This window comes from Leptothoe sp. EHU-05/26/07-4, from assembly GCF_043421015.1.
GTDB lineage: Bacteria > Cyanobacteriota > Cyanobacteriia > Phormidesmidales > Phormidesmidaceae > Leptothoe > Leptothoe turfae.
Genome location: NZ_JAXSQV010000003.1, coordinates 643,766 through 663,155 on the forward strand (window position 1 = coordinate 643,766; position 19,390 = coordinate 663,155).

At 47.0% G+C, this 19,390-nt stretch carries 15 protein-coding genes; 10 read left to right on the top strand and 5 right to left on the bottom strand.

The window, feature by feature from the left end; translation table 11 throughout:
• Window positions 1–58 precede the first annotated feature (58 nt).
• On the top strand, window positions 59–793 hold the full coding sequence (locus tag U2F10_RS10620; RefSeq protein WP_499872352.1) for an SDR family oxidoreductase: 735 nt from the start codon (window positions 59–61) through the stop codon (window positions 791–793).
• Between the two features lie 18 nt (window positions 794–811).
• Here U2F10_RS10620 and U2F10_RS10625 read toward each other — a convergent pair whose 3' ends face one another.
• Window positions 812–1,069 carry a hypothetical protein gene (locus U2F10_RS10625; protein WP_163659209.1) on the bottom strand — a complete coding sequence of 86 codons (258 nt, stop codon included), beginning with the start codon at window positions 1,067–1,069 and terminating at the stop codon, window positions 812–814.
• Window positions 1,070–1,263: 194 nt separating this feature from the next.
• A complete protein-coding gene (locus U2F10_RS10630) occupies window positions 1,264–1,938 on the bottom strand; it encodes a LuxR C-terminal-related transcriptional regulator (protein ID WP_499056640.1) in 675 nt (224 codons plus the stop codon).
• A gap of 141 nt (window positions 1,939–2,079) precedes the next feature.
• On the opposite strand from U2F10_RS10630, the gene U2F10_RS10635 reads away from it, so the two are divergent.
• Together U2F10_RS10635 and U2F10_RS10640 are read left to right on the top strand one after the other, a co-directional pair.
• Window positions 2,080–2,496 (top strand): DUF6220 domain-containing protein, encoded by a 417-nt coding sequence (locus U2F10_RS10635; RefSeq protein WP_499056722.1) that lies wholly within the window; start codon window positions 2,080–2,082, stop codon window positions 2,494–2,496.
• Window positions 2,497–2,536: 40 nt separating this feature from the next.
• Window positions 2,537–3,379, top strand: coding sequence for a sulfurtransferase (locus U2F10_RS10640; protein WP_499056639.1), 843 nt, complete (start codon window positions 2,537–2,539; stop codon window positions 3,377–3,379).
• A 36-nt stretch (window positions 3,380–3,415) separates the two neighbouring features.
• Here the strand turns inward: U2F10_RS10640 and U2F10_RS10645 are convergent, their stop codons facing one another.
• Window positions 3,416–3,598: a hypothetical protein gene (locus U2F10_RS10645; protein WP_499871995.1), complete on the bottom strand. Its 183-nt coding sequence runs from the start codon at window positions 3,596–3,598 to the stop codon at window positions 3,416–3,418.
• Window positions 3,599–3,638: 40 nt separating this feature from the next.
• Here U2F10_RS10645 and U2F10_RS10650 point away from each other — a divergent pair, with 40 nt between their 5' ends.
• The 4 genes from U2F10_RS10650 to metX all read left to right on the top strand — a co-directional run bounded on the left by U2F10_RS10650 (window position 3,639) and on the right by metX (window position 9,351).
• Window positions 3,639–4,175 carry a dihydrofolate reductase family protein gene (locus U2F10_RS10650; protein ID WP_163701984.1) on the top strand — a complete coding sequence of 179 codons (537 nt, stop codon included), beginning with the start codon at window positions 3,639–3,641 and terminating at the stop codon, window positions 4,173–4,175.
• A 384-nt stretch (window positions 4,176–4,559) separates the two neighbouring features.
• Entirely contained in the window at window positions 4,560–6,179 is a 1,620-nt protein-coding gene (locus U2F10_RS10655; RefSeq protein ID WP_499871996.1) for a tetratricopeptide repeat protein, read from the top strand.
• A gap of 246 nt (window positions 6,180–6,425) precedes the next feature.
• Window positions 6,426–7,709 (top strand): O-acetylhomoserine aminocarboxypropyltransferase/cysteine synthase family protein, encoded by a 1,284-nt coding sequence (locus tag U2F10_RS10660; RefSeq protein ID WP_499056637.1) that lies wholly within the window; start codon window positions 6,426–6,428, stop codon window positions 7,707–7,709.
• Between the two features lie 520 nt (window positions 7,710–8,229).
• Complete coding sequence (gene metX, locus U2F10_RS10665) at window positions 8,230–9,351, top strand: homoserine O-acetyltransferase MetX (RefSeq protein WP_499871998.1); 1,122 nt, start codon at window positions 8,230–8,232, stop codon at window positions 9,349–9,351.
• Window positions 9,352–9,393: 42 nt separating this feature from the next.
• Here metX and U2F10_RS10670 read toward each other — a convergent pair whose 3' ends face one another.
• A complete protein-coding gene (locus U2F10_RS10670) occupies window positions 9,394–13,221 on the bottom strand; it encodes a VPS10 domain-containing protein (RefSeq protein ID WP_499872000.1) in 3,828 nt (1,275 codons plus the stop codon).
• A gap of 967 nt (window positions 13,222–14,188) precedes the next feature.
• Between U2F10_RS10670 and U2F10_RS10675 the strand changes: the two genes are divergently transcribed.
• A complete protein-coding gene (locus U2F10_RS10675; protein WP_499872001.1) occupies window positions 14,189–16,858 on the top strand; it encodes a bifunctional diguanylate cyclase/phosphodiesterase in 2,670 nt (889 codons plus the stop codon).
• A gap of 608 nt (window positions 16,859–17,466) precedes the next feature.
• Here the strand turns inward: U2F10_RS10675 and U2F10_RS10680 are convergent.
• Window positions 17,467–17,667, bottom strand: a complete 201-nt coding sequence (locus U2F10_RS10680; protein ID WP_499056726.1) for a hypothetical protein — start codon at window positions 17,665–17,667, stop codon at window positions 17,467–17,469.
• Between U2F10_RS10680 and U2F10_RS10685 the strand changes: the two genes are divergently transcribed.
• Both U2F10_RS10685 and U2F10_RS10690 read left to right on the top strand, forming a co-directional pair.
• Window positions 17,644–17,709, top strand: coding sequence for an excalibur calcium-binding domain-containing protein (locus U2F10_RS10685; protein ID WP_348917895.1), 66 nt, complete (start codon window positions 17,644–17,646; stop codon window positions 17,707–17,709). The two genes, U2F10_RS10680 and U2F10_RS10685, sit on opposite strands and share 24 nt — an antisense overlap.
• A gap of 139 nt (window positions 17,710–17,848) precedes the next feature.
• A complete protein-coding gene (locus U2F10_RS10690) occupies window positions 17,849–19,378 on the top strand; it encodes a hypothetical protein (protein WP_499872002.1) in 1,530 nt (509 codons plus the stop codon).
• Window positions 19,379–19,390: the final 12 nt, after the last annotated feature.

Genomic DNA, 19,390 nt, shown 5'->3' on the forward strand with positions numbered 1-19,390 from the left:
TGCATCCCGACGGGGTATTTGTTATTAGGGCGTACATGTCGTGAACACAGACAAGGTTATGGTCATTACTGGAGGCAGCCGTGGCATTGGGGCGGCAACGGCGTCTTTAGCCGCAGAACGTGGCTATGCGGTGTGTGTAAACTATCGTCGGAACCATCAGGCGGCAAATGCGGTTGTTGAGAAGATTCAACAACAAGGGGGTAAGGGAGTTGCGATCGCAGCTGACATCGCAATAGAAGCCGAGGTGATCGCCCTCTTCAATGCAGTAGATCATCAGCTAGGTACAATCACAGCCCTGGTCAACAATGCAGGAATTTTAGAACAACAAACCCGCGTAGAGAATCTAGATGCCGCTCGCCTCAATCGAGTTTTGGCAACCAATGTCACCGGGGCATTTCTATGTGCCAGAGAAGCCATCAAACGCATGTCTACCAAGCGCGGCGGCCCAGGAGGGGCCATTGTCAATATCTCTTCAGTCGCCGCCCGTCTAGGGGCGGCAGGTGAATATGTAGATTACGCTGCATCTAAAGGGGCGATAGATGCTATGACCCTAGGGTTGGCTAAAGAAGTAGCCGAAGAAGGGATTCGAGTCAATGCCGTGCGTCCAGGATTTATTTATACGGACATTCATGGCGATGGTGGCGAGCCAGGACGTGTGGATCGAGTGAAAGAATTTTTACCCATGAAACGGGGTGGGAAAGCGGTGGAAGTGGCCCAGGCTATTCTGTGGCTGTTATCAAACGAAGCGTCCTATACAACCGGTACGTTTATTGAAGTAGCCGGGGGAAGATAGCTCTGCCCCCTTGTAAACCTAATTTTGCTTGCTAGCAGCGGCTAAAAAGTAGCGCTTGCCATTCTGTTCCAGCACAATACCATTGTTGTCAGAATCAAGAACGTTGTGGTCAGTTAGTGCTGAAAAAGGGATGAAATCGCCTTGCTCTGTCAAAATGCCCATGATTTTGCCGGAGGACGTTTTCTCTTTCTTTGGAGTTTCTGAATTAGCACCGGCTCCCTTGGCCATCAGAAGCAGTAATGCAAACGGTAGAAAAACAAGAACTGCAGGTGACATTGGCTTTTCCTCGTAAGGGTGGCAGAAAAATAACCGACGTTTATTGAAGTCTCTGTATGCTTCAATGTCCTCACTTTAAATTCCTACAAATATTTTTGAAATGATCAAATGCACCAACTTTCTGACTAAAAAGCGCGATGTAGCTTTGTAGTTTTCTGCAAAGCAGCAAAAGCCTCGAAACACCAAAGACTAAATCAAGACACCAACTGTGCCACCATCTCAGCTCGAGATGAAACCTTTAACTTTCGAAACATCCGCTTTAATGCCTGTTTCACTGAGTTCTCCGTAATCCACAGTTCAGTACCAATTTCTTTATTAGTCATCCCTCGGGCAACCAGCTCTGCGATTTGAGCTTCCCGTGGGGTGAGGCAGTTGTTGTGAAACACAATAGGCGCGGGCTTAGCCTGTAAAACAGCCAATCGTGTAGACACATGTAAACAGAGAGCACTTAAATCCGCTAGATTTTCAGTCGTAAACTTGGGGTCCTGGCGATGGCGAGTCACAGCGATGCCGCCCACCAGATGCCCCTGGCTGACAATGGGGCCAACCATAACATGACCATGATCGGCGCGAGGGCAAATCGTTTGCCATACACCAGGGGGCAAGATCACTTCATCATGAACCGCTGCATGATTTTGCATCAAGTAGCGCAGCACAGGATTATGATCCAAGGATAAAGCCTTTTTTAGCAATGGTGGCGTACGGTCATCAAGGGTTGGCAATTGGTCTAGAAAATACAGGTTCCATCGCTTAGCTGCAAAATACTGCCCAACCTCTGCCATAAATACCTGGCTCAGCTCAGCTTCCGTCTGTGCCTGGGCAATTGTCTGAAACAAGCTTTGTAGAGGAGCTTTGATGAGGGGTTCCATGGCACTCACTTTTTGCCGCTAGCCAAAAGTGTACCCGATCGAGGTCTAGGCGTCAGAAAATAGCCGCCTTAGGGTAGGAGGGTAGCAAGCAAAATAATTATGCCTTCATCCTCTTTATCTAAGACGATAGATGCGCTGCCAATGGCTGTTGACACAACTCCGAATCCAAGATTTAGTGTTGTTGGGTTTTATGTCGTAACTGTTGTGTTTAACCTCCTTTTGGGGGTGCAACTGTTGACAGCGGGTGTAGCCTATTTTGAGAATCCTAGCTGGTGGCAAGCCCATGTATGGCTGGTGAGGGGATACAGTGGTTTATCCCTGGTGCTAGTCATGTGGGCCTATGGGGCCGCTTTTTCAAGGCGTATTCGTATCCTGACAGTGAGTATGCCTATTTTGTTAGGAGTTCAGTTTTTGACAATTCATTGGCATCCACCATTTTTGCCAGTTTCATTAGCCATTGTACATCCCTTAGTGGGGTTCTTTTTAGTTTCTGTTTCCTCTACGCTGGTGCATCGGGCATGGCGAATTGTCTCACCGAGAAAAATAGCTGAAATTTAGGCTAGGTAGAAGATTGTCAGATAGTTTCTAGGAGAAAACCATGACTGATTACGCCTGTCCTGATACTCTTGTCGATACCCAATGGCTAGCCGATCACCTGGATGATCCCAACGTGCGCATTGTTGAACTTGCCATGGGCCCAGATCTGCTGGAAAACGCCCATATTCCAGGAGCTGTATTTTGGAGTATTTTTCCTGATTTAAGCCAGCCAGACATGAGTATCCAGCTGGATCAAGAAACCATTGAAAACGTACTCTCACGCTCTGGCATTAGCCCTGAGACAACAGTTGTTGCCTATGGCAGTGACATCGCCATAGGTGGCGTTGTTTTCTGGTTACTGACCCTATTCGGCCATGAAAATGTCAAGGTTTTAAACGGTGGTCATCAGAAATGGATAGCAGAATCTCGCCCAGTTACGACTGAGTTCTCTACGTTTGCACCTACTCGGTATCAGGCTAAACCCCTGAATTCTAAATTGCGTGTTTTACAAGCCGAAGTAGAAACCTCTTTAAAGAAGTCTGATCAAGTCTTGTTGGATGTGCGCACACCTGAAGAGTATCGTGGTGAGATCTTTATAATGAAGCCTCCGGAGGGACAGGAACGGGCAGGGCATATTCCTGGGGCTGTGCATGTGGAACATACCGATACGGTTAATGATGACGGCACATTTAAATCATTTAATGATCTCAAGCATCTCTATAGCCAACGGGGCATTACACCGGATAAAGAGGTGTTTCCCTACTGTGCCATTGGTGGGCGTTCGGCGTTTATCTGGTTTGTGTTGAAATACTTGTTGGGGTATCCAAATGTACGTAATTACGATGGCTCATGGAATGAGTGGAGCCGCTTGCCGGGTATGCCAACAGAGCCGACCCTGATGTAGACCTCTATATATCTATACTTGAGGTTGGAGATCCGATCAACGATGATCTTGCTGCCCACCGATTCGGCTGGATTCGGTGGGCAAGAGGGATGGTTCTGCACAATGGCCATGGGCTACGGTAAGGTGGCAGTATTCAGCTACCAGGCAGTTAGCCTCTAACCATGGAAGCTGGAGCTGGAGCTGAGCTGTTGCTGGTTGACTGAGCTTGATAATCGGCAATTTAGCCCAAATCCCAGAGATTGATGGAGATTTTTAAGCGATGGCCAACTACGTCTATATTGCAACCAGCCTCGACGGATTTATCGCTACACCCGACGGTGGTGTTGATTGGCTTGACGACATCCCCAATCCTGATCAGAGTGACTTTGGCTACGGTGAGTTTATCAAGCGTGTCGATGCCATTTTAATGGGACGAAACAGTTTTGAGAAGGTTCTCTCATTTGGTACTTGGCCCTATGAAAAGCTGGTTTTTGTTTTGAGTAATCGCTTAAAGCATGTTCCTGATAACTTAGTAGACAGTGTGGAAATTGTCAGTGGCAACGATCTCAAAACACTGGTTGGACAGTTGGATAAACGTGGGTACCACAATTTGTATATTGATGGCGGTCGCACCATCCAAAGTTTCCTGGCGGAGGACATGATTGATGAAATGATTATCACCAGAGTCCCTGTCTTACTAGGCGATGGCATTCCACTATTTGACAAACTTATAAATAAACTGCAATTTAGGCATAACAAGACTGAGCTATTTAACAATATGCTGGTGAAGAGTGCTTACAGTCGCATTAGAGCATGATTTTTGTAGTAAGGAGCAAACCATAAATAACATCCAAACGTAACTGTTGAAGAGACGTTCCCTGGAACGTCTGTACATTCAAAATTTGGAAGTTAATTGATTTTGCTTTCCAAGCATATATTCGTTTTGTAAACTTGCCATCTTTTCGGGTTGAGACGAGTATTTAGGAGCGTTTCCACAAATATCTCTATTTCTGTCGAGATCGATATTTTACAACCTTTAAATTTAGAAAAAGATCCGTATAACAAACACATACACAAATTAGGTGTTGTTAGCTTGAGTGCAAATCAACAGTTTATAGCTATGGTTTTCAACCATAAAACCCTTGTCAATAGATAACTCCTTTATTTGTCAATAGATCATTCCCTTACTAAATACCTTATTATGTCAACTCTTTTTTTGAAATCGCTCTTGAGTAGTGGCATTGCTTCCATTGCTTTGCTTTCGTCTGGCCACTCTGCCCTGGCACAATCGACCGATTTTAGCCAGGCTAAACAGCTGGCAGATATTGCATTTGGCTATGCGATCGCAAACCAGCCCAACAAAGCTATTCCCCTGCTGGAGCAAGCTGCTACATACGCAGGAGGAGACTGCTTTGAAAGCAACGCATGGTTAAAAATCGGGGTGGGTTATCGAGCCGTAAACCAGTCCAGTAAAGCCGAAACATTTCTAACTCGGGCAGTGGAGACTGCTATCGATCACACCGAAGGAAAATGCGCCTCTAGTGGTACATCGCCCAGTGAATCAATGCTTAACCGGACGGTTGAATATGCTGAAGCGGGCCATTTAGAGTTAGCTGTGCACCTGGTTCAACAGGTGCAGGCTTGGTCACACCCCCTGGCAATGGCAGAGATTGCGGCAGAGTATGAGCGAGCCGGTCAACCACGGCAAGCACAACAAATGATTGCCCAGGCTGTTGCTGAGATGAAGAAGTATGAAAATGAAGACTTGGTGGATGTCGTCACTGCTAACCAACTATTTTTGGCAGCAACAGGTCTGTTGATCCTTGAAGAGCAGAAAGATCTGGCAAAATTGGTCATAGAAAAGAGTGAAATACTCTCTTTCCTCGAAGATAAGGGTACCGATGTTCTTGAAGATGACTTTGAAACCTACCAGGTGCTAGGTTTAGCAAGACTGTTAATCGAAATTGACAAGACGCAACAAGCACTCGCTGTTTTAGACGCAACGAGACCGACTATTCAGCCTTCGCCAAGGTTTCCTTTAGATGAGGCCCATAGCTGGATCGATTTAGCACAGTTATATAGCAGGCTGGGCAGTGATCAGGCCGAGAGTACCTGGGAAAAAGCCAGAGCAATTGTAGAGCAAATGCCTAATGCCTCTACTAAGTCATCGGCGCAGCGTGCGCTGGTACAAGCATACTCAGAGTCAGAAGACTTTGAGCGAGCCCTGGCTTTGGCAGAGACCATAGAGAATGTTAGTGCACGACAACGGGCCTATGGGGCCATTGCGGTGGCCTATGCTAAAGCTGGATTGGTGGAGGATGCCAATAGCCTTGTGGAGTCCATAGGGACGCCTGACTTTGCTATACAAGATGTGATCCGTACCTATTTAGAAACTGAACAGTATGCTGAGGCTGAACGGCTGGCCAAGCAATCTGACATATTAGATTTCCTGCCCCAGGTTGGCAGCGCCTATTGTAGGATGGAACTACCGGAGCGTGTGGTGCCTTTGTTTGAGTACTTGAGCGAAACAAACTCTCACCCTGTAACTTGGCTCCGTCAGTGTACGGCCACTGCATTTGCTAAACAAGGACAGTTTGATCAGGCCATGGAAGTGGCGCAGACCGTGACCGGACCGGAGACTAAGGCTGCTGTGCTGGTTGCGATCGCAGCCCAACATACCAACCCATCCAACCATTCAGCCTGGGGTCGGTTTGTACAACGGTTGCCCTATCCCCTGCGCGCCTGGTTAAGCCCTGCTGAAACCCAGGAAGCCGTTGACATACTTGACCAGGCCCTGGCTCTAATTCAAACAGATTCCTAGTTCTTAACCAGTATGCCGACGATGACAGGTCTTTGACCGTGACAACCTTTGTCGCGTCGCTGTTCTAGCTGTACCGTAACAGTTCTTGCCCAGGTCCCCTCTAATATTATTGTCAGTCTGAAATGTTTTGAGATGTTTTGTGATTAACTGCAGTCAGGTCGTAAAGAATCCACCGACGACTTTCATGGGATTATCTTGCCTGAGCTAGAATTTCATGACGATTTATCACTGTAAAGAGGGTTTTTCATGAGTGCAGAACACGGATTGGGGACAAAGTGTCTACATGCAGGTCAAGAGCCTGATCCCACCACCATGGCTCGCGCTGTGCCCGTCTATCGCACTACCGCCTATGCCTTTCGGGATACTGAACACGCAGCTAACTTGTTTGCCCTGAAAGAACTGGGCAATATCTACACGCGGTTGATGAATCCTACCCAGGATGTTTTAGAAAAGCGGGTTGCTGCCATTGAAGGTGGAGCTGCAGCCCTGGCCGTGGCTTCTGGAACCAGCGCTATTTTTTATAGCATTATTAACATTTGCCAGGCTGGGGATGAAATTGTTTCCGCTAATACGCTGTATGGCGGGACCTACACCATGTTCAAGGATATCCTGCCCCAGTTTGGCATCAAGGTGAACTTTGTCGATCCCCGCAATCCAGAGAATTTCCGGTCCGCGATTACGGAGAAGACCCAGCTGGTGTTCTGTGAAACGGTCAGTAACCCAGGGTTAGAAGTATCGGATTTAGATGCGATCGCTGCGATCGCCCATGAAAATGGCCTGCCCCTTGTTGTTGACAGTACCTTTACAACACCCTATTTAATTCGCCCCATAGAACATGGTGCCGATATTGTGATCCATTCCCTAACCAAGTGGTTAGGAGGCCACGGCACAGGCATCGGCGGCATCATGGTAGACTCCGGCAAATTTGACTGGACCTCCGGCAAGTTTCCCCTCATGAGTGAGCCAGACCCCAGCTACCATGGTTTGCGATATGCCCATGACCTGGGCCCCTTGACCCCGATCGCCTATACCCTGCGTATGCGGCTTGTGCCCCTACGTAACCTAGGAGCCTGCATTTCCCCAGATAATTCCTGGATATTCCTCCAAGGTATAGAAACCCTGCATTTACGCATGCAGCGCCATTGTGAAAATGCCATGGCCGTGGCCGAGTTTCTGCAACAGCATCCCTCTGTAGAGTGGGTGCGTTACCCTGGCCTAGAAACCGATAAAGCCCACTCCACTGCCAAACGGTATCTGAAAAATGGATTTGGAGCCATGGTTGTCTTTGGCATAAAAGGGGGAGCTGACGCAGGCAAGAAGTTCATTGAGCAGCTGACGTTATTCTCTCACCTGGCAAATGTAGGGGATGCGAAAAGTCTGGCCATTCACCCATCCACAACAACCCACTCTCAGCTGTCAGAGTCTGACCTGCAAAGTGCCGGCATCGCTCCCGAGCTAATCCGTCTAGCCATTGGCATTGAAGACATCGATGACATTATTGATGACCTCAAACAAGCCCTAGCCGCATAGAGTACATGCGCCTTGATTACGAAGGTGCCATCGGACTATCCTCTCCTTCATAAGGGGAGGTGTACACACAAGTGCTCGTCAATAGCCTTTAGATTGCCTCACCCCCTCTAACTCCCCCTAAAGCCCTCCAGGCATGGGCTAAAGCCTAAGGTAAGGGGGAGGACTGGAGCTTCCCCCCTTGGTAAGGGGGGATTGAGGGGGGTAGTGCAGGAGATTGAGGTTCAACATGAGATGTGTATACACCGTAGCCCCTTACCAAGGGGGAATTAAGGGGGGTAATGCAGGAGTCTGAACTCTCTGCCGAGATATGTGTACACCGTGGCTCTTGAAGGGGGGATTAAAGGGATTAAAGGTAGGGCTGATTCATTTTTCCGTTTGCAGGAAAGCATGTAAATAAAGTAGTTTTATAAGAATGTCTTGTTTCTTCTGCGCAATCTAAACATTAGTCCCATGGCTTAACACATCAACTCTTCAAGCCTCCACCATCCCCTTTCAACTCTTCTCTCCCATCGCTTACCTAATGAGTATTGGCTCAGTCCAGACCAAGTTTTTCCACCTAGACGAACCTTTTCCTTTAGATTCAGGAGAATCTTTTGACGCCATCACCCTGGCCTATGAAACCTATGGCACCCTCAACAGCGATGCCAGTAATGCCATCCTGGTTCTACATGCCCTAACGGGTAGTCAGCATGCAGCTGGTATCAACAAAACATTACCAGGGGCGGAGTCCCTGTGGACAGATGACTGTGTTGTTGGCTGGTGGGACACCTTTATTGGCCCAGGTAAGGCCCTGGATACAAATCGTTATTTTGTTATCTGTGCTAACTATTTGGGGGGGTGCTATGGGTCAACAGGGCCACGCTCTCTTAATCCACGCACGGGTAAGCCCTACGGCAGCCAGTTTCCCCAGGTGAGTGCCTGGGATGTGATCCGCAGTCAGCTACAGTTGCTGGATTTTCTGGGTATTGACTGTTTGCATGCTGTGATTGGTGGGTCAATGGGCGGTATGCTTTCGATTTTGTTAGCCACCCGCTGCCCCCACCGGGTCAAGAATGTTTTGCCCATCGCAACCGGGTTAGAAACCACTGTGCTCCATCGGGTCCATAATTTTGAGCAGATTCTATCAATTCGTAATGATCCCAAATTTCAAGGCGGCGACTACTACGATACAGAGCCACCCAAAGAAGGGTTGTTATTAGCTCGGATTATTTCCCATAAAACCTTTGTGTCACTGGCCATAATGGAAAAACGGGCACGGCAAGAAATTACCATAGACCAGCCCATCGGGCAGTTTTACGAACTATCTAACCCGATTGAGTCCTATATGTTCCATCAGGGCAAAAAATTTGCAGAGCGATTTGATGCCAATAGCTATCTGCGCATTATGGATATGTGGCAGCGGTTTAGCCTCAATGCACAACAGCCAGCCTTATTTGAAAAATGTGCCCACCAGCAGTATCTGATTTTTAGCGTCGATTCTGATGTGTGTTTTTACCCAGAAGAACAAAAGGTCATTGTCAGGGCATTGAAAGCAGCTCAGATGAATGTAAAACACATTACAGTGCATTCTGATAAAGGCCATGATTCCTTTTTGCTAGAGCCAGATCTCTATGCACCGTATATCCAGTTTGTTTTGGATTGAGACCATGCCACATTTTTAGGGCAATAGGCTGCGAGAACCTGATCAGCTCCGTGGTCTGTACTTATAAAAATGCGTTTTCTCTAATTTGCCATAGTTGGGATCAGATGGATTATTAAAGTAATCCCAAACCCATCGTTGCACTTCAAATGCAGTAATCCTATTTTCTCCCTGGGCTTTCTGATTATGAACATCGCCAAATGCCTGGAGTAGGCTGTCGCACTTTTTAACCTTGGCAGTAACCTCCTGATGACAGTCTCTAAAGGTTAAACGATAGCGAGTATTCATGGGTGCATAGATAAATTTATGAGTCGGCTCATGCACCTTTTCCCCAGAATCATAATGGGCAATCAGCTTATTGTAGCCAACCATACCTGAGTCGTCATAGCCAGAGAACATTTGGAGAGATGTTAGTGGGTAATACTCCCGATGCTTCACCCAGATAAATGACATGGTAACAATCAGCACCGAAACTAAAATCGGATAGAAAAATATCCGCTTGGGACGTAAGGTCTCTCCTTTAGGGGAGTTACTCTGGGCAAACTTAAACCAGCCACGCCTATTCAACCAACGACGGATCGCCGTGTAATCATAAAAGATTAGCTGCACCAGAATTAAATCAAAGAAGACAATATTTTGCAGAAAGATAATGCCCACATGCATGGCAGCCATGGCAGCTGGCATGATCCAGCGGGCCCAGCGGGAGAAGAGAACTAAACCATAGGCCAGCTCACCATATATCCCCACAAAGCCCAAAAAGCCAAACACAATGTCAGGGGCATGAACCAAATGTAGGGAAATAGTCCAGTCAGTTTGCAGTGGCTCTAACGTGGTAGAGAGTAGTTTGGCCTTGAGATTCTGGGGGGCCCACCAGTAGAATCCAGAGAAGTAAATCTTACTCAGCCCAGCCTGAATATACGAAACCCCCAAAATTAGCCAACAAGCATAGCGTGCCCAAGCATAAATGGGCGCGGGTTCATCGGCGACGGGCACGGGCTCACCGCGCCGCTGTTTTAACCAGCGATCAACCGATAGCGCATCATTACACGGTGCAAAGGAGAGGACGGCCAGCAGGTAAACGGGGAGCAGCCCAGTGTGGTAAAACCAGGTGTACTGTCGTAAAATACCGCCCAAAACCAGATAGAAAAGGGCTCCCAATGGCAGTACCCAGCGAGTCTTCAAGCCAATGGTACCTAAGATCAGTACCAGGGCCGTTATCCACTCAAAAAGCTGGAGGCTGGGCTGATGGCGAGAGAACGCCTCAAATCCAGGAATATTGTAGAAATAATCCATCACCCCCATGGAATGACGAATCTCAATTGGCAGGAGGGCGCTGCTAGGCAGATCCTCCATCCACAGGGTCATGAGTACTAGCGTGCCGCAGCTAACAATGCGAATTGCGGCCAAGGATTCGGCAGTGGTTTCGGGAACAAAACGTCGGACAAACCAGGGACTGGTGACCAGCCAGGAAACGGCGGCAAATCCCAGGCAGATAAAGAAGCCATTTTCTGCCGACTGTTGCGGTGCAAACAGCCGTTCAAAGGCAACCCAGCCAACTGCACCCACCACACCTGCTAGACAAATGATTAAGCGAATGTTGCGGGTGGAGATGCGCTCAAACGAAATCCGCTTGAACAGGGCAATGCCGCTGGCTGCCAAGATTGCCAGTACCCCAAAACCGGTTAGCTTACGTTTGTTCAGACGCAGATACATGCCCACGGTTTCCGGCGTACTGGGGGCCGCAATTTGAGCGATCTTGAGCCGAGGCACAGACAATACATCCCAGTTCTCACCGCCGTCAGTGGATCGATAGATGGCGGTGTCAACGGCCCCAAAACCAAAGATGGTGTTATCTTCTGCATAGTTTGGAGAAAACTGAAGCGCCCGACCCGCACAGGGAACATGGGTATATCGTGAGAACGCCAGATTGGGATCGCCGATGGCCTTAAATGAATTGCCGCCATCTTCACTTTTGAAGAGACCCCGTCCGCGAACGCTAGCGATCACAGTTTTATCGTTGACGTAATTGGGGGAGATATCCACCGCTTCGATAAAGGGATTGGCTCCATAGCCTTTACCGTCTAGATGTTCCCAAGTTTTGCCTCCGTCTTCAGTGCGATATAGGCCCTTGCCTGAGGCCACAAATAGGGTCTGATCGCTAGCAACGTTAGGAGAAACAGCTATCTGTGCAAACGGTAGCTCTTCTAAATCAGTATTCTCTGTTAACAGCGACCACTTCTGACCGGCATTCTCACTTTTATAAACACCGCGAATTCCCGTGTTAAAAAGGGTCTGATCATTGGCAAAGTCAGGTGAGATCACCAGGGATGGGGAATCATTGCCCAGTTGCTTGTCTAGCTGGCCGACACGTTCATAGGTTTTACCGGCATCTTGAGACCGAAAAACAAGTCCCTTCTGGTTGGTACTAAAGACCGTTTGATCCGCCTTAAAGTTGGGGGAAACGCCCAAACTGACACCTCGGACTTCCTGACTTAATGGATGCACAGACCAGTTCTGACCACCGTTGGCTGACCGTAGAATTTTAGTGTAGAGAATCGATGAAAAGAGGGTTTGATCGTCGGCGTAGTTACTAGAAAGGGCAATGTCAAAAAAGCGGCGGGGATCTTGCTCACTAGTGGCTGCATCCAAGGGCTTAAAGCTATTGGTAAATAGAGGCAGGTGTAGTCCCTCGTTAATGCTTTGCCAGGTGTTACCGGCATCATTACTGATGTAAAGTTCACCCACGTAGGTTGCGATCGCAACCGTCTGATCCTCAGCAAATGTGGGTGATACCGCCATACTGACTACAGTGCCCAAGGACAGCACCTCTAGCTGCTCCCACTGTTGGCCATTATCTTGACTGCGAAATAGTCCATCAAACCCACCCAAAAACAACGTGCTGTCTTTGGCATAGCCAGGGGAAACAGCCAACTCCTCAAAATGAGGCACCTCCATGTCGTCGGCTTGCTGATCCCGAGTCAATCCCTGGGCCAGGGTAATCCACACCTTCTCTGTAGGATCCCACTGCCACGTACCCGCTTCCCATGTGGATAGCCATAGGTTGCCGTCAGGAGTAAACGCCAGATCCTGAGTGCGCAGATCCAAGAGGCCATCACTTACAGGAGAAAAAGACTTGGCATTATCAGTGGATTGATAAACACCGTCTGACTCAGTACCAACGTAAATGACTGATGGGCTAGCGGCAATTGCTTCAACAATACCGGTGTCTGGTATTTGAGTGAGCGTTGTCCAGGTAACGCCATTGTCTTCCGAGCGCCAAATCTGCCCCTGATCATCCCCAAGCAGCAGGAATTGATTCTCTGGATCAAACGCCAATTCAGTGGCTGCAACATTGGCCAATACCATCGACCACTGCTCTCCACCATTGTCTGTGCGGTAGAGACGACCATCATGACTTTGAGTAAAAGCTAGCTGGGCATTCACAGGAGACGCCTCAACCCACTGTAAATCCAGATCATCTAGACCTGCATTAAAGGGTTTCCACGTATTACCACCATCCTTGGAACCATAGATGCCATCTCCAGCTGTTGTCAGGTAGAGAGTTGACTGGTCGCCAGGGGCAATGGCCAGGGCCACTAAAGCCTCATGATTATCCAGACCATTATTCAAACGAAACCAGGTCTCACCCTGATCTTTGGACCGCAGTAGATTTTTACGAACCAGCGCATAGACCGTACTGTCTTGCTCATAGTTGGGCGAAACAACGACCTGTGGAACAACATCATGGGGCCGATGGGCATACGCTGGTGGCACCCCCATGTTCCACGCCACCAGAATTATCAGGAGGCAGAATATCCAAGAAAACAGAGCTTTTGAAAGCGTAGAGGACCAGCGAGTAATCATCTCTTTCATTACAAACCTCGTTATCGAGAACCCCATCACATTCAAGTCAGAATCTATATCAAGCAACTACGAGAAACCTCAAACGGTTAAATAACTGTCAAGACCCAAAAGTATGACCTTCTAACCAGGAGGTCGATACTAGCTATAAAACTTTATCTAACAGCTTTACTCAACTCTGTAGAGGCTCAGCACCATAGATTCACCGCTAAACGACCAGTCAGGACTTCTACGTCAGATATCTGTGGACTATCTGCGAGTAATATCCAGAACAGAGTAAACTTTATAAAGATGTAAAAGTACTCATAAAGTACTTACGATGAAGGATACTGCCTACTGAGATGATGGAAACTAATGAGTGGGTGTATTCACGTAAAATTCATATTACACACAAGATCTACGTAAATTCTCTACCCCCACCTCACAAGTTGAATAAGATTTAAACATTTGTAACGATGTAGTACAACAGGAATATCAGTAAACAGGGTGAAGCAGGAAGGGGTCATCATGATGGAACATGTCACAATCTAGTCAAAGTGACTAACAATCTGACATAACCTTGTTCTCGGTATATTTCAACTCCAGTGTTAATTGCAGCAAGATAATGGTGAGGTATTGCCACGCAGATTGATAGTGGGAGACTTCATTGAGACAAGATTAATCGAATGCATTTTCCAGTTTGTTGATCCTCCGAGCGCACTTGACATGCTAAAAATTGATCGGTTGTGAGGCAAAGGCTACCCGCGCTGCGGATGATGGGCAACGTTAGCTACGAAGGGACTTGTGGTGCACATGCATAGTGCAGGAAATCACACCTAGGGTTTCAGTATTTTTGCTTGGTTGTAGAGATGGTTTATCAGGAACTCACAATTGCTGATGGTTGTTATTCAGTCAAAGTACGAATTCCGATTATGATTCTAACCTATATTGTAGGTATAACCCAGAAAATATCTAAATATTAGGCATATAACAACCTGTCATGAGATGTAAGATTCAATCGTTTCTAGCCCTTGGCTTTGAGGAAGTTTCTGTTTCAGAAAAAAAAACACGAGAACTCCGAGAAGACATTGGATTTTACAGCACCATTATCCACACTCTACCTGATCTCATATGGTTGAAAGATTCTGATGGCAGGTATCTAGCCTGCAATCATCGTTTCGAAGATTTTTTCGGAGCCTCTGAACAAGAGATACTTGATAAAACCGATTACGATTTTGTGAATACTAAGTTGGCAGACTTATTGCGAGAGTACGACAAAGAAGTATTGCTGACAGGCTCCTCATCCATAAACGAAGAATGGATGACCTTTGCCAATGATGGACACCGCGAGCTTCTGGAAATAAGAAGGCTTCCCATGTATGACAACAATGGGGACCTGATCGGCGTACTAGGTATTGGACGCAATATTACTGCCCGTAGAGAATCAGAGGAAAAACTTCAGAAAAGTGAGGAGCGGTTTGCCCTGGCTATGCGCGGAGCCAACGATGGGCTTTGGGATTGGAACTTAGAAACAAATGAAGTCTATTATTCACCACGCTGGAAAAGCATGCTGGGTTATCAAAATGATGAACTGACCAATGATTTAAATGCTTGGCAAAACCTGGTTCATCCAGATGATAAAGACAGGGTTTTGACAATGGTTCAAGATTACTTAGTCGGTAAAGTTGATTCATTTGATGTTGAAATGCGTATGCAGCATAAAGCAGGGCATGAAATTTTTGTGCTATCCCGTGCATTTCTGGTACATCGTAGTTCTGATGGAAAAGCAGTTCGCCTGGTGGGCACCCACGTTGATATAACAACCCGAAAGAAAACAGAAGTATTTGATGACAAAAATGCCGAAATTCTGGAGATGATCGCCACCGGAAAACCCGCATCAGAGATCTATCCAGAAATCGCATTAATGTATGAAGCACGTCATCCTGGATTACGCTGCTCAATGCTTGAATTACAAGATGGTCGACTCATGCATGGAGGAGCCCCAAGTCTGCCAAAGGAATACTGCGACGCAGTTCACGGTCTAAAAAACGGTCCTAATGTAGGCTCGTGTGGCACATCGACCTATACCGGCAAGCGTGTTCTTGTTGAGAATATTGAAACAGATCCAAAATGGGCTGAAATCAAACATGTGGCTCTTCCCCATGGCATGCGTTGCTGTTGGTCTGAACCGATTAAAAATTCCTCAGGCATGGTATTAGGAGCATTTGGCATGTATTATGACTATCCCGCGCTGCCCAATGAAGAGGAGTCAAACGATCTTAAGTCTGCAGCAAGGCTAGCTGGGATTGTTATGGAGCGAGACCAAGCTCAGAAGCGTATACGAGAATTAGCGTATACTGATGAACTCACAGGGCTTGCCAGTCGTGCTAGCTTCTATCAAAATCTTGAAGCATCGATCCAACGTTCTGATAGAAATATCTCTCGTCTGGGTCTTCTATATATCGACTTAGATAATTTTAAGAGTGTGAATGACAGTTTAGGGCATGATGCTGGCGACTTACTGCTGCAGGAAATTGCCAAACGACTGCAAGCGGTCACCCGTGAAATTGATTTTGTTGCACGCCTTGGTGGTGATGAATTCTGTATTCTTGTGCATGATGTAGATGATGATTATGCTGCTGCCCATATGGCTCAACGTTGCCTTGACGTGATCTCAAAGCCAGTCGAGCTATCGGCTAGGAAATTCACTCCGGCTTGCAGTATTGGAATTGCTCACTACCCTAATGATGGAAAAGACCTCTCAACCTTAATAAAAGCAGCTGATACTTCACTTTATGCTGCAAAGGAACGTGGAAAAAATCAGTATGCGTTCTATAAGTCTAAGCTGACTCAAAAAGCAGAGTATCAGTTTCGCGTGGAACAAAATTTAAGGGAGGCAGTCGAAAAACAGCAGTTGTCACTGGTTTATCAACCTCAGATTCAGATACTCACTGGCAACATTATTGGTGTTGAAGCATTATCACGCTGGAATCATCCACAATTAGGTCAGATTTCGCCCATCGAATTTATTGCCACAGCCGAAAGAATAGGCATGATTAAGCCCCTGACCGAATGGGTTTTGACAACAGCTTGCAATCAAGCAGTTGCCTGGAAGAAGGCAGGTTTGCCAGCCATTCGCATGGCAGTTAATATTTCTCCCATCCATTTTCTTGATAAGGATTTTGTGTCATTAATTAAGCGTGTTATTGATGAGACAGGAATGGTACCATCGGAACTAGAACTGGAGGTTACTGAGAGTGTTGTGCAGACGGATCAGCAGAATCTCTCAATTTTTCGAGAGTTGAAAGATCTAGGTGTACTACTGGCAATCGATGATTTTGGGACGGGGTATTCATCCTTTGCCTCTCTCAAACACCTGACGGTTGATTGTCTGAAAATTGATAAATATTTCATTAATGATATGCTGATCAATAATAAATCAAGGGTCTTGATTGGCTCCATGATAGAAATGTGCCGCAACCTAGAACATAAGATTATTGTCGAAGGTGTGGAGACTGCGGAGCAATATTATACACTTCAAAAATTTGGTTGTGAGACTGCACAAGGTTATCTGTTTAGCAAACCCGTCAGTTCCGCTGAAATATCAAAACTTCTGAATCGTAATATTCTTAATGGAAGTAGTATGTGGCCTGATGCCATCACCCCTTGACGACTTAGCAATGACTGCAAAGAAATAATTGGCAATGCTCCCGGCTGTGATGGTCTAACTCCTTTTCCAGAGTTCTATAGAAAATATAGTGTTGCTGATCTCCGGAAGAATTTAATTTGGAAAATACCAGTGTAGGACAATCTTGTTAGATCGATCTTGTTAGATCGATTCATCCCCTAAATCAACAACGGCAACAATACAAAGACACCTTGATAGTCCATGGCAAGACGTTCTAAGCAGGTCATGGGTAATAACTCAATGCCATAAACTTTTTGTATCATGCATACTACACAATGTATCTGAAATGGATTTGTGTATTTTTGTAGTTGCCCTTTTTTTCTAATACTCCAATGCTATGGGTCGACGACAAGGGCTTCCCTGAATTTGAAAGGTATGAATCATGACTGAATAAAGCATTGCACTTTGCGGCGATTGCTTACCTGAAGCATCTACCTCTCAATGACATGCTAAGTTTCAAAGTAGCACGGTTGTGAGTACGGTCTTGTATGGTTATTCGGCTTTCTTTAAAAGAAGGCCGAACAATTTCAACGTGTACTATATATAGTACATTTACGTACACAGGCCCCATGAGACTCATCCTTTCCGCATTAATCGCCTCGCAGTTGCTTTCGGGGATTGCGATCGCGCAGAACCAGCCCCAACTCCAGCCGGATCAACAGCAACCAGAATGCGATCCGCACTACTCCGGTGCCTGCATCCCGGTTTACAAGACGAGGGCGGATGACGTTGATTGTGGGGAGATCGAAGACAGAAACTTTACCGTGGTGACCATCGGCGAGGACCCACATCGGTTGGACGGCGATAAGGATGGGGTGGCGTGTGAGGGGTAGAAGGTTAGATGCGAAAACGAGGATGAAGGGCCGCATTAGCCATGCAATGTAGGCGCAAATCCTGAGCAATAGTACCCTCTTGGGTACTACACAACCCAATCAGGTCTGGGAAAATGGTTCCACTGCAGGGTAATGAATCATGGGGCCTCTATCAAAATACTGGGTAATTTTGAGAATCGATCCTGGTGGTGAAGGACGTGGATATAAGGAACAGGTGCTGCCTCTAGCGTCTGAGTTCTTCCAAGCGGAGCTTGCTGACCTGTTCGAATCGGCGGTGCCAGCTGACCGATCCGTGCGAACGAGTGCGTCAGTTCAGGTGCTGGCTGATACGCCAGTGCAGGTGCGATCGCAACCCCTGGTTCAAAAACATCGCACTATTCAGACGTTACTCCATCGCCAATTTACAACCCAGTCCTCTGCCGTATCCCTACAGAATCAGGCCAAAGCTGGCCTGTGCCTGCGGGGATATGTCTCCTATGCCATTGTGGCGGAGTGCAAAGTTCTAGCAAGCAAGTTTGCTGCCACAGGACAACTCTCCCATAAGGATCTGCTGCCCTACGTTCTCGATGATGATGGGGAGATTCAAATTGTGCTAGACCAAGACCCGAAACATCAACTGGTGCTCAACGGTAGCGGTAAGCCCCAGCCCTCTGCTTATCAGCGATTTTCAGTCGAAGCCCTGCGCAAGTTTAATCCCAATGGTCAACGGGTCGCTAGCTTAGACAACTGGATTCACCTGCAAGTTCGTCAAAATCAAGACCTGAAGACTGTGTTGTCAGAGCGAGGATTTTACAAATTAACTGACTGGGCATTACTCAATCGAGCCCGCCAACCCCAGTTAGAGAGTTTTTCCCCACACCAACGCCACATTATCAATGCTTTTCATGCTGTCTACCGTCGCGATCGACGCCAGCAACGACACAATCATAAATCTTGCCCAGCCCCAACCCCGACCCAACTCAACGAAATGCAACAACAGTTGCAAGCCCAGGGAATCACCATTAACCTATCAAAGCTGATTACAGAACTTAGGCAGATTGCCCAGACCCTGCGTCAGTATGCCATCTGGAGTAAAAACGGTGCACCTCAATCAGAATCGTTAGAGGCCGCCGATCCGTATTCTGGTCTGCAAAGAGAGTTTTGTGATCCTCATTCAACAAACGATCTTGACCATATCGCTCAGCAAGAACTGAGGGAATTCTGTGCTCAGCAACTGATCGAATGTTTGGACTGGGCCATCAATCAAGGCATTCGTGAGCATATTCAAAGTTTGCATCAGCGGCCAAGGTACACCATATTTGCATCCAAGGTGACTGCCATCTTAAAGCTGGTTTACTGTCAGGGACAATCTCAAAGTAAAGTTGCGGATCTATTAGGCATGAAAAATCAATCACAAGTAAGCCGGGTTCTCAATCCCACCACACTGCTCAATCGCGTGCGTTATTGGACTGTGGATCATTTCTTTAAAGTACTTTCGACAAAGGTCAGTAGTCTAAATCTGGCAGCCCTATCGACAGATCCAGACTACTTGCAGAATTTAATGCAGCACATCGAAGCCTTTGTCGATGCAGAAGCGTTCCAAGTAGCGATTGCAGAAATCAAAACGGCCAAAAACCGTTCAATGAATAGTCTGTACGCTCAACGGTTGCGTCACTACCTAGAAAACTAGCAAGGAGTTCAG

What these genes read in the sequence shown, in the direction of transcription:
- U2F10_RS10620 (WP_499872352.1), top strand. Translation starts at nt 59, where the DNA reads ATGGTCATTACTGGAGGCAGCCGTGGCATTGGGGCGGCAACGGCGTCT.
- U2F10_RS10625 (WP_163659209.1), bottom strand. Translation starts at nt 1,069, where the DNA reads ATGTCACCTGCAGTTCTTGTTTTTCTACCGTTTGCATTACTGCTTCTG.
- U2F10_RS10630 (WP_499056640.1), bottom strand. Translation starts at nt 1,938, where the DNA reads ATGGAACCCCTCATCAAAGCTCCTCTACAAAGCTTGTTTCAGACAATT.
- U2F10_RS10635 (WP_499056722.1), top strand. Translation starts at nt 2,080, where the DNA reads ATGGCTGTTGACACAACTCCGAATCCAAGATTTAGTGTTGTTGGGTTT.
- U2F10_RS10640 (WP_499056639.1), top strand. Translation starts at nt 2,537, where the DNA reads ATGACTGATTACGCCTGTCCTGATACTCTTGTCGATACCCAATGGCTA.
- U2F10_RS10650 (WP_163701984.1), top strand. Translation starts at nt 3,639, where the DNA reads ATGGCCAACTACGTCTATATTGCAACCAGCCTCGACGGATTTATCGCT.
- U2F10_RS10655 (WP_499871996.1), top strand. Translation starts at nt 4,560, where the DNA reads ATGTCAACTCTTTTTTTGAAATCGCTCTTGAGTAGTGGCATTGCTTCC.
- U2F10_RS10660 (WP_499056637.1), top strand. Translation starts at nt 6,426, where the DNA reads ATGAGTGCAGAACACGGATTGGGGACAAAGTGTCTACATGCAGGTCAA.
- metX (WP_499871998.1), top strand. Translation starts at nt 8,230, where the DNA reads ATGAGTATTGGCTCAGTCCAGACCAAGTTTTTCCACCTAGACGAACCT.
- U2F10_RS10670 (WP_499872000.1), bottom strand. Translation starts at nt 13,221, where the DNA reads ATGAAAGAGATGATTACTCGCTGGTCCTCTACGCTTTCAAAAGCTCTG.
- U2F10_RS10675 (WP_499872001.1), top strand. Translation starts at nt 14,189, where the DNA reads ATGAGATGTAAGATTCAATCGTTTCTAGCCCTTGGCTTTGAGGAAGTT.
- U2F10_RS10680 (WP_499056726.1), bottom strand. Translation starts at nt 17,667, where the DNA reads ATGTGGGTCCTCGCCGATGGTCACCACGGTAAAGTTTCTGTCTTCGAT.
- U2F10_RS10690 (WP_499872002.1), top strand. Translation starts at nt 17,849, where the DNA reads ATGGGGCCTCTATCAAAATACTGGGTAATTTTGAGAATCGATCCTGGT.